Consider the following 11,736-nt stretch of genomic DNA (forward strand, 5'->3'; position numbering starts at 1 on the left):
CCCGGAATTGCGTCAAAGGTGAATCGGCTTTTTTCGATACAGTCACATTGTTTGATGATGTTGAAAATCGCTTAGATGAGGAACAGATCCGTAACATGTGGTCACCGCAGGCTTTTGAAGAGCTGTTTTTGTGCTGTTTGCCGCATCCACGCTGGTAATCAAAGAGAATAAACACCATGGCGAAATCCCCCGCAGAACGCAAAGCCGCCCAACGTCAACGCCAGCAGGAAGCTGGCGTCACTAAGATAGAATTGCTGGTCGATAGTCAGGAACTGGACATGCTGAAACGCAATTGTGCACTGAGACGGCCGGGACGCGATCCGTATGACGTGGTTGAATACCTCACGCTGCTTATCCGCAAAGATGATGCGGAATTACGTCAGACAATGGAAACACTGGCAGAGCAGCAATGTCAAAAATGTGGTGATGCACTTCCGGTGACAGAATGCTGCTTGTCAGGTGATTTAGCTTGTTGGGCTACGCTGGGTTGGCATGAGGTGAGGTTGTGATGGTGTGACATGTCATGAAATGATAATATCATGATTTATGTGTAATATTATTTCATATGGAATATTTTATGAAAAAAATTATAGCCACTTCTATCTTGGCATTAACGCTATCTGGATGTGCTGGGCTTGAATTTGAGCCGCCTGCAAAAGGCAAGCCGTATGCTGTGTATACCTCAGACAATGAACCGAAGTATTTAGCAAGTTGTTTAGCAAATGAGTGGGGAACATATGATCCATTGATTCTGCATAGCTATAAACCTGAATACTGGGGTTACAGTGTAGATACAGTCCATTTTAAAGACGGTGAATCAGCTGATGTTTATAGAAAAAATGGTAAATCAGTGATTAATTTCTATGCGGCTAGCGATAGCAATAAAAAACGCCTGAAAGAGCGTATAAGCGCTATGGTAAAAGCCAATAAGTTCTGCGTAAATGCTGAGCTTGGTGAGGCACCCGCTCAAAGAGATGCAAATGGGAAAATAGTACTCTGGTAATTTATTAGCCACATTCAATAGATCAATCCGCTTTTACGCGGATTGATCTTTCCTCTCATTGATAATGATATTTCGTTTACTTAACTGCATAAAAGTATTTATTTCCCGCACCAATCTGCAAAATTCAACAAAGATCTCACACCTCATCAAGCCCCAGCACTGGCGCGCTTTAAACGATCCCGGGCAGGTGCATAAAAAGCACTGCATTTAGTGGGCAGGCGTGGCGGGGTCATGACTGCGCGCGGTGGTGTTTGATGGCCGTGCTGACTTCAAATTTCATTATGCAATCATTACTAATGAAACTATATTTTATTCAGGCAAAAAAAGACCGCCCGCAGGCGGCGCTCAATCCGTCGTGTCAGTTATTCGTCGTCATCCAGTGAATACCGCTCAAACCGGATCACCTCTTCCCCTAGCCAGTCATTAAGCTGTTTCATCTTGCTTTGCAACGGCCGCAGTTCATTGCGGACAAAGACCTTGGCCGCTTTTTCCACATCCCCGAAGCCGCCGGTATTCTGCGGAATAATGCTCATCATCTGCGGCGGGACTCGGTGTGCGGCGAGAATGTCGTCCCGGCTGGTATCCTTGATATTCAAGAACTCATCTTTGGCCGCCGCCTCGGAAAGCGGGATAGTCTGGATACCGTCTTTCTTACCGCCGGGGGCATACAGGAACAGATTGCGGAAGTTGCCGGGGCCTTTGCTGTTTTTCAGTGCATCCCGGATATTGTTCACATCGGAAATATTTTGCGAGGCATCACTGATATACAGGATATACCCCGCATGGCTGCCGTTCAGGTAATACTTGCGCCGGAACAGCGTGGCCGACTCATTCAAAAGCGCTGACGGCAGCGCCGCCAGGTACTCGGGCAAGCCGTACAACTCCTGATTAATGTCGGGTTCAAGCAGATGGAATACCTGCCCCGGCTCGAACGCATACGGCTGGCTCTGATAGCCATAACGCACAAACCAGTAGGTGTCCAGGTCTTCCCCGCGCCGGGTGAATTTGGCCGGGCAATGTTTCAGGCTCAACGGCTGACCCAGCAGATTCTTGCGCAGTTCCAGATAGGCATTGCCGAACAGCAAAAAATCCAGCGCCCACGAATCAAACGTCCGGCGACTCAGTAACCGGTGGGGGATAAAGGTGTCGGTCAGAATATTGCGTTTCGCGTACATTGCGCTGCTGTGGTGCGGAGCTGCCCGGAACGACCGCGCCAGTCCGTTAAAACTGATTGGCGGCTCGTACCAGTTATCAATCAGGGCACATTCCAGATAATCAAACACCTCGCGCTTGTCCAGTACGGGGATCGGGTCGCCAAAGGTGAAGGCTTCCATTGACTGGGCAGGGGTTTTCACCGGCTGGCGTTTTTTACTTTTACGGCTCATTAGTAGACCTCGACGATGTTTCTGTGTTGGGGGGTGTCACCGGTGATCGGTTCGTTAAACAGGGCGTGCATGGTGGCCCAGGCCAGATCGGCATGGCTGGCCTCCTCACTGCGGCTGGCTTCATAGGTCGGGCGGTTGCCGCTGGCAGTGGTCGAACGGCGGATAGCCATAAAACTCTGGGCGATGTCCGTCTGCCCGGCGTCAAACTCCAGCCGGCGGTGGTTGATGATGTCCCACGCCTTCAACACCAGGGCGTTTTTGACCGACGGGTTATAGACAAACTCCCGTGCCGCCGGGAAAAACTCTTTGACGTTCTGGTAAACCCCATGCCCGACGCCGGTCGAGTCAATGCCGATATACTCCACATTATACTGCTCGGTCAGGCGCTGGATGGCGTCCGACTGGGCGCGAAAGTCCATCCCGCGCCACTGGTGCCGCTCCAGAATCCGGAACTTACCGCCCGGCACCCGCGGCGGTGCAATCACGACGCAACCGGCGCTGTCCCCCTTTTCGCCGCCCTTGGCCGGGTCATAACCGATCCAGACGGGGTTGTAACCATACGGGCGCAGCATCAGGGGCTGGACGTCATTCCAGATTTCCCAGCTATCGACCATGCAGCCCTGCATCAGGGGCAGTGAGAAAATGGATTCAATATCGTCCATAAACTCACACATCAGCAGGTTCTGGTACTCGTCGGGGCTATATTCCAGCCGTAACTGGTCAAGGTCAAACAGGGTACAGCCGCCTTTCACCGCATCTTCAATCGTGACAATCTGCCGCCACTGCCCGTCGGCACACCGCAGGCCGCCGCCCAAAACGTCATGGCTGACATCAATGTCAATGCGATCTGCCTTGGCGCGTCCCCGGTTAATCAGCTTGCCCGACCAGTACGGATAGGCGCTGTGGGTCAGGCTGGACGGGGTGGAAAAGTAGGTCATGCGCCAGTGTTTGTGCATCGCCATGCCGGAAGCCACTTTACGTAATTCCTGGAAGCGCGGTATCCAGAAATATTCATCCAGATAGAGGTTGCCGTGATAGCTTTGCGCGGTGCGGGCATTGGTGCCGAGAAAATACAGTATCGCCCCGTTGCTCAGGGTGATCGGGTCGCCTTTCAGTTCGACATCCACTTCCCGCGCCATTTCAAGGATGTACTGCTTGAAGACATGCGCCTGTGCCTTACTGGCTGACAGAAAAACCTGATTACGTCCGGTCGTTAAGGCATCCATAAACGCTTCACGGGCGAAAAAGTAGGTCGCGCCGATTTGGCGGGATTTCAGGATATTGCGGATACGGTGTTTATGTCCCTCGTCATACCAGACTTTCTGATAACCGAACATGTTTGCCTGAAAGAGCGTTTCCAGCTTTTCGATCTGTTCGTCGCTAAAGACGTTCTTTTCCGGTGCCTTACGTTCGCCCTTGTTGCGGTTGGCCACCTTCGGGTTCAGGTCGGTTTCATTGCCGCCGTGACTGTACTTGTTAATCCGCGCCTGCCGCTCTAACTGGCGGTGCAGCAGGTCGATTTCCTTAAAGTCCTTGCCCTCTTTCTGCTCCTTGGCGATCAGTTTACACAGCCGTACCTCCAGGGACAGTTCGACCCGTTCAAACGGGGTCACGTCATCCCATTTGTCGCGGCGTTTCCAGCTATGGATAGTGGCCGATTTCTCATTGAGCATTTCCGCAATACGCGCAACCCGATACCCGTTGAAATACAGGTGCATCGCGTGTTTTCGGGGATCCAAGTCGTTTATCGTTTTCATGCCGCCAGACTACAGACCCGTTCGCGATTTCTCCGTGCCTGCCCTTTGTGCCAGCCCCGGCACAACCGCCTTTTATTGTTTCCCCGGCGCGACGACACAAACTAAGAGGCCATGACTGACCCATATAACCGGGGCTTACAATGCCGAAGAAATCCAAACCGTTTCGTATCTGTGTGGAAGGCGCCACCACCGACGGGCGCAAAATCCAGCGTGACTGGCTGACCCAAATTGCGGATAACTACAACCCGACCACCTATGGCGCCCGCATCAACCAGGAGCATTACAATTATTCATGGAGTCCGCGCTTCGGGGATGTGGAATCCGTCTACACCGAAGAAATCAAGGACGGCGCACTGGCCGGCAAGCTGGGGCTGTACGGGATACTCTCCCCGACAGAAGAACTGATTGAGCTGAACCGCAAGCGCCAGAAAGTTTATACCTCGGCCGAGATCAACCTGGACTTTGCTGACTCCGGCGCCGCGTATCTGGTGGGACTGGCCGTCACTGACAGCCCGGCCAGCCTCGGCACCGAGATGTTACAGTTCAGTGCCGGCGCGGCTATCAATCCGCTCAATGGCCGCAAGCAGCACGCTGACAACCTGTTTACCGCCGCCGAAGAGACGGTACTCGAATTTATTGATTTACCCGAAGAAAGTGACAAGCCCTCACTCTTTTCCCGTGTCCAGACGTTCTTCCAGAAAAAACAGCAATCGGACGATGCCCGCTTTAACGATGTCTATCAGGCGGTTGAACTGTGTGCCAAAGAGCAGCAGGCCACGACGGACACCGTGAGCGCATTTTCTCAACAAATCGACGAAGTGGTTGACCTCAGACAGAAACAGACCGCACTTGAAACCCGGTTGAATGACTTAACCACGCAATTGAGTCAGCAAGACCGCCAACTCAATCAACGCCCGTTGTCACCGGGATCGCAGAACGCCGCCACTGAACACCTGACCAACTGCTAAAGGAACCCAGCCCCATGAAGAACCAAACCCGATTTAAATTTAATGCATACATGACGCGACTGGGCGAAATCCACGGCGTTGAGGCCAGCGCCTTTAGCGGCAAGGTGCAGATCGAACCGTCCGTGGCGCAGACACTGGAAGACGAGATCCAGCAAAGCGCCGACTTCCTGCAAAAGGTCAATGTGCTTCCGGTCAGCGAACAATCCGGCCAGGCGATTGGCTTAGGGGTCGGCTCCACCATTGCCGGCACCACCGACACCGACAGCCAAGACCGTGAAACTACCGATCCGACCCGCCTGACAGCGATTGAATACAAGTGCGAGCAAACCAACTTTGATACCAGTCTCAGTTACGCCAAGCTGGATTTGTGGGCGAAGTTTCAGGATTTCCAGTTACGTATCCGTAACGCCATCATTCGTCGCCAGGCGCTTGACCGCATCATGATCGGCTGGAACGGCATCAAGCGCGAAAAAAGCTCCAACCGCACGCAATACCCGATGCTGGAAGATGTGAATATTGGCTGGCTGGAAAAAATCCGCCGGGATGCGCCCACCCATGTCATGAGCAGCATCATTGACGAAAACGGCAAAGTGATTGCCACGGTGATCCGGGTCGGTGAGGGTGGTGATTTCAATAACCTGGACGCGCTGGTGATGGATACAGTCAACAACGCCATTGACCCGGAATATCAGGACGACACCGAACTGGTGGTGATTTGTGGCCGTGAACTGCTGGCCGACAAATACTTCCCGCTGGTCAACCAATCCCAGCCTAACAGCGAAAAAATGGCCGCAGACGTGATTATCAGCCAGAAACGTATCGGCAACCTGCCGGCAATACGGGTACCGTACTTCCCGCCCAAAGCGCTGCTGATTTCCCGGCTGGATAACCTGTCTGTCTACTATCAGGAAGGCACCCGCCGCCGCTCGGTGCTGGATAACCCCAAACGGGACCGCATCGAAAACTACGAATCGGTCAATGAAGCGTATGTGGTTGAAGACTATCGCGGGGTGGCCCTGATTGAAAATATCGAGATGCTGCCGGCGAAAAGCTCGACCGCACCGCCGCAGACGGTCAGTGCCGTGATTGAAAAAGACCGGGTCAACGACCATGAAAAAGACCCTGTCAACGACAACCAGGATCAGTAATGACCAGCCCGTGGCAACGTCACCGGATGCGTGAGCAGGCCAGGGAAGCCGCCCAACTGAGCGGCCCCGCCCTGCAAAACAATGGCGGCTATAACCAGATGCTGCTGATGCTGGGGCAACACCGCCAACAGTTAAAGCGCATTCAGTCGATGGAGAGTAAGGCCGCGTTAAAGCGGAAATTACTGCCCCATTATGCCCCGTGGGTGACGGGGGTGTTACAGGCCGGTAATGGCGCCCAGGACGATGTGCTGATGTATGTCATGCTGTGGCGCATTGATGCCGGGGAGTATGACGGCGCATTGGATATTGCCGGCTATGCCCTGCAATACCATCTCACCATGCCACAGGGGCATAATCGCACCACCGGCTGCGCCGTGGCGGAAGAAATTGCCGATGCCGCCCAACGCAGCTATACCGCCAGGTCACCCTTGCCTCTTGCCACACTGGAGCGGGCAATCCATCTGACCCACGAGCAGGATATGCCCGACGAAGTGCGGGCAGAGCTGTACAAATGGCTCGGCTACAGCCAGCGGGATAATGACCGGCCACAACCGGCTTATTGCTCACTGAGCCGGGCGCTCGAACTGAACCACCGTGTAGGTGTGAAAAAAGATTTGGAGCAGCTCGCCAGAGTGATCCGCAATCAGAACACCCACACTTAACGAACATGCCAACGCGCTAGGGCGGCACGGGGTGGCGACAGTCTCAAAACCCCGTCCACCGCCCACCTAACTTAAGGTGACCGTATGGATTTTATTGCCCCCGAACCCGCCAAAGATGCCGCTCTGACTATCAGCAGCGATCCGTTTTATCCGGCCATCGAAATGGGGCGTTACCGGGACGACATGCGCACCGACGGTACGGTAACCCCGCCCCGCTTAAAGCAGGCCATCGCCAATGCGATTGTTGAGGTTAACCGCGAGCTGACCCCCTGGCGGCGGCTGAATATCGCCAGGGGGTATGCCACGTTAGCCGCCATTCCGGCCGGTCTTATCGATCAGGAAAGCGAACTCGTTTATCTCTATCACCGCGCCGTGTTCTGCCTGACCAAAGCCAGCCTGACCGAACGCTACCGCGATATCGACACCACCCAACCCGGCACGAAAAAGGCCGAGTCGATGGAAACCACCATTGACGACCTGTGGCGCGATGCGCAATGGGCGCTGCGCCGGATACAGGGGCAGGATCATGTGATGGTGGAGCTGATTTGATGCGGGTACGCGCACAACAATATGACACCGTGGACGCCCTTTGCTGGCGCCACTATGGACGCACACAGGGCGTCACTGAGCGGGTACTGGACGCCAATCCCGGTCTGGCCGATTGGGGGGCTATCCTGCCCCACGGCACTGAGATTGAACTGCCGGACATCGCCCCCGCTCCCGTGACACCGATGATTCAATTATGGGATTAGAACATGGACAAACAACCTGATGTATGGGTCGAACTGCTCAATGGCCTGCAAAATTCGTGGCCGCAGATCTCCGGCTCTCTTTTGGCCATTGTGATTTGTTACGGACGCTTGATTTATGACGGCGTAGAACGCAAAAACCGATGGGTTGAAGCGCTGCTCTGTGGTGCCTTGTCGTGGAGTGCGTCCAGCGGGTTAGAGATGTTCGGTATTCCGGGGAGTTTTGCCCCGGCAATCGGGGGGGCCATTGGATTTATGGGGGTTGAGAAAATACGGGGTATCGCTATCCGTGCTATCAACAAACGGATCGGGGGACAGAATGAATAACTTTACCTTTAGCCAGCGCAGTGAAAATAACCTTAAGGGCGTCCATCCTGATTTGGTGGCGGTCGTTCGTCGTGCGCTTATCTTGTCTCCGGTTGATTTCACCGTGATTGAAGGCCTCAGAACGCTTGAACGCCAAAAGCAGTTATTCGCTGCAAAGAAAAGCCGGACAATGAACTCTCGTCATCTGACAGGCCATGCGGTTGACCTGCTTCCGGTAGGGGCTGACTGGAATGATTATACCTGTTGGCTTCCGGTATTAAATGCCCTGCATCAAGCCGGTGAAGCGCGGGGAATAAAACTGCGGTTTGGCATAACCTGGACGAACAACCCCCATGATAAGCCGACTAAATTTCTGGATGCGCCCCATATTGAGATACCGGTATGAAATTTAACAGCCAATATTTCACCCTTGGCGCTCTGATTATCGTCTCCGGCTTGCTTTGGCTCTCCCGTTATCAGTATCAGGAAAAAGTCAAAGCCTATGGCGGGCTGGAGACTCAGTATACGAATCATAAGGCCATTACCGGCAACGCTTTCCAATCCATCAGGATAATCAATGATATCTCACGAATTAATCGCGAAAGCCAGGATCGGTCAGCCGTGGATTCTGAGCAAACCAAGACGGCCATCAAAACGGTTGTTGTCAATAATGACTGCGCCAATCGCCTTGTGCCTGATGGGGCTGTTATCCGGTTGCAGCAGCATACGAACCGAATACGTGCCGGTGCCAGCGATACCTATTCCGGCACATCTGCTCGCTGATTGTCTGCCTCCGGTCATTCCCGACAAAATGACATGGAGTGACAGTTTGTTACTGAATGTACAGTTACTGACGGTCATTGAGCAGTGCAATCTGCATAAACAGGCTATCCGGCAAATCGAACAGACCAGACAGGTGCCCCATGAATAAACCCCGATTACTGCGGGAACGGCTCACGGAAAAAATTAACTACCTGCGTGACAACCCCGAATATCTGCATGTGTTTGTTGAAGACGGTACCGTGCTGGCCACGATGGCGCCGTCACTGTCTTACGAATATGAGTACACACTGAACCTGATTATTGAAGCCTATCCGGGCGATCAGGATATCCTGATCGCGGTGGTCGGGCACTGGCTACGTGAGCACCAGCCGGATATCTTCGCTAATCCCGATAACCGCCGTAGCGGCTTTACCTTTGATGTCAATATTCTCAATGACACCACCGCTGATATCAGTATTGATCTCAAGCTGACCGAACGGGTGCAGATCACCCAGCAAGGTGACGCCAGCACCGTGACCGCCCTCCCTGAACCCGAAAACCCGTTTGACCGGTGGTGACATGGAAAACGACGAACTGCACCCCCTGGACACGGCACTGGCCGCCCTGCTGACCCAACTTTCGCCCGCCAGTCGCAAGCAACTGGCCCGTGATATCGCCCGAGACTTACGCCAGAGTCAGATGCAGCGAATCCGCTCACAACGTAATCCCGACGGCAGCCGATTCACTCAGCGTAAGGCGAAGATCCTCACCGTACAGCGCGGGATGAAGTTTGTCTGGCGCGGGGAAACCCGTACCCTGAAAAACTGGCAGACCCGCAAAGGCAAAAACGGCCAGGTGATTACGGGGTATGATACCGACCGTAAAGCGGTTCGCAGCTTCTACAAAAACGATATCCAACGCAGGCTGGAAGTCAAAACCGACCGCATCAACACCCGCAAGGCCAGCAAAAAGACCCGTATGTTTAAAAAGCTGGCGACGGCCCGCTACCTGCGCCTGTCCGCTAATGACCGGGAAGCCGTGATCTTCTTCGCGCCGAAAGTGGCCGCCGTGGCCCGGGTACACCAGTTCGGCTTAAAGGAGCGGATGCGGGGCAAAAACATGACCGTCAAATACCCTGAGCGCCGGTTGCTGGGACTGACGGCGCAGGATATCCAGCATATCGAAGAACAAATTCTTTCCCACCTTACCCGCTGATGTGTGCCAGCGCGGACACAAACCCTATCACGTGCAGACAGAAATCTTTGATGACATGTTGTGGGCATGAACACACAATTAACCGAACTCCTGCGCCGGCTGCGCAACCTGATCCGGATTGGCATCATCACCCAGGTGGATACCCCGCGGGGACTGTGCCGGGTCAGGACAGGCAACCTTGAAACCGACTGGCTGCACTGGCTGACCGCCCGAGCGGGACACACCCGTACCTGGTGGGCGCCGAGTGTGGATGAGCAGGTATTATTGCTGTCCATCGGCGGCGACCTGACCACCGCGTTTGTCCTGCCGGCCATTTTTTCTGATGAATTTCCCGCCCCATCGGCGTCTCCTGAAGCGGCGCACATTCGCTTTCCTGATGGCGCGGTGATGGAATATGAACCGCAATCCGGTGCATTGACCGTCACAGGCATTCAAACCGCCACCGTGACGGCCTCAGTCTCTGGCCATATTACCGCCCCGGAAATCACCTGTGTTGCCAGTACCCGGATCACGCTGGAGACACCGGAAGTCATCTGTACGCAGCTCATGAGCACGGGCAACCTGATCGTGCGCAACGGCGGCAAAATGACGGGCAATATTGAACACACCGGCGGCACATTCAGTTCCAACGGCGTGGTTGTGGATACCCATCAACACACGGGCGTCCGGTCAGGGGGTGACACATCAGGCGGCCCCGTCTGATGAAGTATCTCGGCATGAACCGACAAACAGGTGAGTGGCTGACCGATATCGCCCATATCCGCCAGTCAGTCAGCGACATCCTGCTGACCCCGGTCGGGAGTCGCCTTGCCCGCCGCCAATACGGTTCGCTGTTGTCTGAACTGATTGATGCCCCGCAAAATGCCACGCTGCGCCTGCAACTGATGGCCGCCTGTTATACCGCCATCCGGCAATGGGAACCCCGTATTATTCTGACCGCTATCACCGTCAATCAAGGTACGGCCGGACAGACTACCGTTGATATTCACGGCTATTACCAGCCGTCCCGCGATCCGATCACGTTTTCCGTCCCTGTGAGGTGAGACTATGCCAACCCTTGACTTAAGCCTGTTACCCCCGCCGGATGTCGTCGAACCGCTGGATTTTGAAACCCTGTTTGCCGAACGCAAAGCCCGGCTAATCTCCCTGACCCCACCGGCGCAGCGAGAGGCCATCACCCGCACACTGGCGCTGGAATCGGAGCCTGTCACCAAGCTGTTACAGGAAAATGCCTACCGTGAATTACTTTTGCGCCAGCGCATCAATGAAGCGGCACGGGCGGCGATGGTCGCCTATGCCAAAGGCAGCGACTTAGACCAGCTCGGCACCAATAACCATGTGCGACGTTTGGTCTTGCAGCCTGCCGACAATAACGCCGTGCCGCCTGTCCCTGCCGTGATGGAATCGGACGCGGATTTTCGGGTCCGTATTCCGCAGGCATTTGAAGGTTTAAGCGTGGCGGGCCCCGTGGCGTCTTATGAATACTATGCACGCAGTGCGGACGGCCAGGTGGCCGATGCCTCGGTCATCAGTCCCGCACCGGCTTATGTCACGGTCAGCATCTTATCCCGTGACGGGAACGGGGCGGCCAGTGATGAACTGATTGCCGTCGTGAATACCGCCCTGAATGATGAGGACGTGCGCCCCGTTGCTGATCGCCTGACCGTGCAGTCCGCCAGTATTGTTGATTATGAAATTGATGCGGTGCTGTACCTCTACCCCACACCGGAGTATGAGCCGATATTGCAGGATGTGCAGGCACGGCTGGCCCGCTACACGGC

At 54.6% G+C, this 11,736-nt stretch carries 18 protein-coding genes; 16 read left to right on the forward strand and 2 right to left on the reverse strand.

All coding sequences use genetic code 11. The features are described 5' to 3' along the window. The first annotated feature begins 176 nt into the window (after window positions 1-176). Window positions 177-509 carry a hypothetical protein gene (locus tag NXS07_RS17055; RefSeq protein WP_258087209.1) on the forward strand — a complete coding sequence of 111 codons (333 nt, stop codon included), beginning with the start codon at window positions 177-179 and terminating at the stop codon, window positions 507-509. A 68-nt stretch (window positions 510-577) separates the two neighbouring features. Further along, on the forward strand, window positions 578-1,003 hold the full coding sequence (locus tag NXS07_RS17060) for a hypothetical protein (protein ID WP_258087210.1): 426 nt from the start codon (window positions 578-580) through the stop codon (window positions 1,001-1,003). Between the two features lie 362 nt (window positions 1,004-1,365). On the opposite strand, the gene NXS07_RS17065 is transcribed toward NXS07_RS17060, so the two are convergent. Together NXS07_RS17065 and NXS07_RS17070 are read right to left on the reverse strand one after the other, a co-directional pair. Next, window positions 1,366-2,388, reverse strand: coding sequence for a phage portal protein (locus NXS07_RS17065; RefSeq protein WP_258087211.1), 1,023 nt, complete (start codon window positions 2,386-2,388; stop codon window positions 1,366-1,368). Beyond that, a complete protein-coding gene (locus tag NXS07_RS17070; protein ID WP_258087212.1) occupies window positions 2,388-4,145 on the reverse strand; it encodes a terminase ATPase subunit family protein in 1,758 nt (585 codons plus the stop codon). The genes NXS07_RS17065 and NXS07_RS17070 overlap by 1 nt, the downstream gene beginning before the upstream one ends. Before the next feature lie 140 nt (window positions 4,146-4,285). Here NXS07_RS17070 and NXS07_RS17075 point away from each other — a divergent pair, with 140 nt between their 5' ends. The 14 genes from NXS07_RS17075 to NXS07_RS17140 form a co-directional block, all read left to right on the forward strand. Continuing rightward, window positions 4,286-5,113 carry a GPO family capsid scaffolding protein gene (locus NXS07_RS17075; RefSeq protein WP_258087213.1) on the forward strand — a complete coding sequence of 276 codons (828 nt, stop codon included), beginning with the start codon at window positions 4,286-4,288 and terminating at the stop codon, window positions 5,111-5,113. A gap of 14 nt (window positions 5,114-5,127) precedes the next feature. Continuing rightward, a complete protein-coding gene (locus NXS07_RS17080) occupies window positions 5,128-6,261 on the forward strand; it encodes a phage major capsid protein, P2 family (protein ID WP_258087214.1) in 1,134 nt (377 codons plus the stop codon). Continuing rightward, window positions 6,261-6,923 carry a phage terminase small subunit gene (gene gpM, locus NXS07_RS17085; protein ID WP_038216673.1) on the forward strand — a complete coding sequence of 221 codons (663 nt, stop codon included), beginning with the start codon at window positions 6,261-6,263 and terminating at the stop codon, window positions 6,921-6,923. The genes NXS07_RS17080 and gpM overlap by 1 nt, the downstream gene beginning before the upstream one ends. Before the next feature lie 84 nt (window positions 6,924-7,007). Next, window positions 7,008-7,472 (forward strand): head completion/stabilization protein, encoded by a 465-nt coding sequence (locus NXS07_RS17090; protein ID WP_258087215.1) that lies wholly within the window; start codon window positions 7,008-7,010, stop codon window positions 7,470-7,472. After that, window positions 7,472-7,675, forward strand: a complete 204-nt coding sequence (locus NXS07_RS17095; protein ID WP_038248650.1) for a tail protein X — start codon at window positions 7,472-7,474, stop codon at window positions 7,673-7,675. Before NXS07_RS17090 ends, NXS07_RS17095 begins: the two co-directional genes overlap by 1 nt. Before the next feature lie 3 nt (window positions 7,676-7,678). Continuing rightward, window positions 7,679-7,999, forward strand: coding sequence for a phage holin, lambda family (locus NXS07_RS17100; RefSeq protein ID WP_258087216.1), 321 nt, complete (start codon window positions 7,679-7,681; stop codon window positions 7,997-7,999). Then, window positions 7,992-8,384, forward strand: a complete 393-nt coding sequence (locus tag NXS07_RS17105; RefSeq protein ID WP_258087217.1) for a M15 family metallopeptidase — start codon at window positions 7,992-7,994, stop codon at window positions 8,382-8,384. The genes NXS07_RS17100 and NXS07_RS17105 overlap by 8 nt, the downstream gene beginning before the upstream one ends. Further along, window positions 8,381-8,761 (forward strand): hypothetical protein, encoded by a 381-nt coding sequence (locus NXS07_RS17110; protein ID WP_258087218.1) that lies wholly within the window; start codon window positions 8,381-8,383, stop codon window positions 8,759-8,761. The genes NXS07_RS17105 and NXS07_RS17110 overlap by 4 nt, the downstream gene beginning before the upstream one ends. After that, window positions 8,724-8,909, forward strand: coding sequence for an Rz1-like lysis system protein LysC (gene lysC / locus NXS07_RS17115; protein WP_308686631.1), 186 nt, complete (start codon window positions 8,724-8,726; stop codon window positions 8,907-8,909). Before NXS07_RS17110 ends, lysC begins: the two co-directional genes overlap by 38 nt. Continuing rightward, complete coding sequence (locus tag NXS07_RS17120) at window positions 8,902-9,318, forward strand: phage tail protein (protein WP_258087220.1); 417 nt, start codon at window positions 8,902-8,904, stop codon at window positions 9,316-9,318. The genes lysC and NXS07_RS17120 overlap by 8 nt, the downstream gene beginning before the upstream one ends. Window position 9,319: 1 nt before the next feature. Further along, entirely contained in the window at window positions 9,320-9,955 is a 636-nt protein-coding gene (locus NXS07_RS17125) for a phage virion morphogenesis protein (RefSeq protein WP_258087221.1), read from the forward strand. Between the two features lie 66 nt (window positions 9,956-10,021). Continuing rightward, complete coding sequence (locus NXS07_RS17130) at window positions 10,022-10,657, forward strand: phage baseplate assembly protein V (RefSeq protein ID WP_258087222.1); 636 nt, start codon at window positions 10,022-10,024, stop codon at window positions 10,655-10,657. Further along, window positions 10,657-10,998: a GPW/gp25 family protein gene (locus NXS07_RS17135; protein ID WP_258087223.1), complete on the forward strand. Its 342-nt coding sequence runs from the start codon at window positions 10,657-10,659 to the stop codon at window positions 10,996-10,998. Before NXS07_RS17130 ends, NXS07_RS17135 begins: the two co-directional genes overlap by 1 nt. A 4-nt stretch (window positions 10,999-11,002) precedes the next feature. Beyond that, on the forward strand, window positions 11,003-11,736 hold a 734-nt coding region (locus NXS07_RS17140; RefSeq protein WP_258087224.1), incomplete at its 3' end, for a baseplate J/gp47 family protein.

The sequence above is a fragment of the Xenorhabdus bovienii genome (assembly GCF_024721015.1).
GTDB lineage: Bacteria > Pseudomonadota > Gammaproteobacteria > Enterobacterales > Enterobacteriaceae > Xenorhabdus > Xenorhabdus bovienii.

Bases quoted from the DNA above. Each gene is read 5' to 3' on its own strand.
- NXS07_RS17055 (WP_258087209.1), top strand. From the start codon at position 177: ATGGCGAAATCCCCCGCAGAACGCAAAGCCGCCCAACGTCAACGCCAG.
- NXS07_RS17060 (WP_258087210.1), top strand. From the start codon at position 578: ATGAAAAAAATTATAGCCACTTCTATCTTGGCATTAACGCTATCTGGA.
- NXS07_RS17065 (WP_258087211.1), bottom strand. From the start codon at position 2,388: ATGAGCCGTAAAAGTAAAAAACGCCAGCCGGTGAAAACCCCTGCCCAG.
- NXS07_RS17070 (WP_258087212.1), bottom strand. From the start codon at position 4,145: ATGAAAACGATAAACGACTTGGATCCCCGAAAACACGCGATGCACCTG.
- NXS07_RS17075 (WP_258087213.1), top strand. From the start codon at position 4,286: ATGCCGAAGAAATCCAAACCGTTTCGTATCTGTGTGGAAGGCGCCACC.
- NXS07_RS17080 (WP_258087214.1), top strand. From the start codon at position 5,128: ATGAAGAACCAAACCCGATTTAAATTTAATGCATACATGACGCGACTG.
- gpM (WP_038216673.1), top strand. From the start codon at position 6,261: ATGACCAGCCCGTGGCAACGTCACCGGATGCGTGAGCAGGCCAGGGAA.
- NXS07_RS17090 (WP_258087215.1), top strand. From the start codon at position 7,008: ATGGATTTTATTGCCCCCGAACCCGCCAAAGATGCCGCTCTGACTATC.
- NXS07_RS17095 (WP_038248650.1), top strand. From the start codon at position 7,472: ATGCGGGTACGCGCACAACAATATGACACCGTGGACGCCCTTTGCTGG.
- NXS07_RS17100 (WP_258087216.1), top strand. From the start codon at position 7,679: ATGGACAAACAACCTGATGTATGGGTCGAACTGCTCAATGGCCTGCAA.
- NXS07_RS17105 (WP_258087217.1), top strand. From the start codon at position 7,992: ATGAATAACTTTACCTTTAGCCAGCGCAGTGAAAATAACCTTAAGGGC.
- NXS07_RS17110 (WP_258087218.1), top strand. From the start codon at position 8,381: ATGAAATTTAACAGCCAATATTTCACCCTTGGCGCTCTGATTATCGTC.
- NXS07_RS17120 (WP_258087220.1), top strand. From the start codon at position 8,902: ATGAATAAACCCCGATTACTGCGGGAACGGCTCACGGAAAAAATTAAC.
- NXS07_RS17125 (WP_258087221.1), top strand. From the start codon at position 9,320: ATGGAAAACGACGAACTGCACCCCCTGGACACGGCACTGGCCGCCCTG.
- NXS07_RS17130 (WP_258087222.1), top strand. From the start codon at position 10,022: ATGAACACACAATTAACCGAACTCCTGCGCCGGCTGCGCAACCTGATC.
- NXS07_RS17135 (WP_258087223.1), top strand. From the start codon at position 10,657: ATGAAGTATCTCGGCATGAACCGACAAACAGGTGAGTGGCTGACCGAT.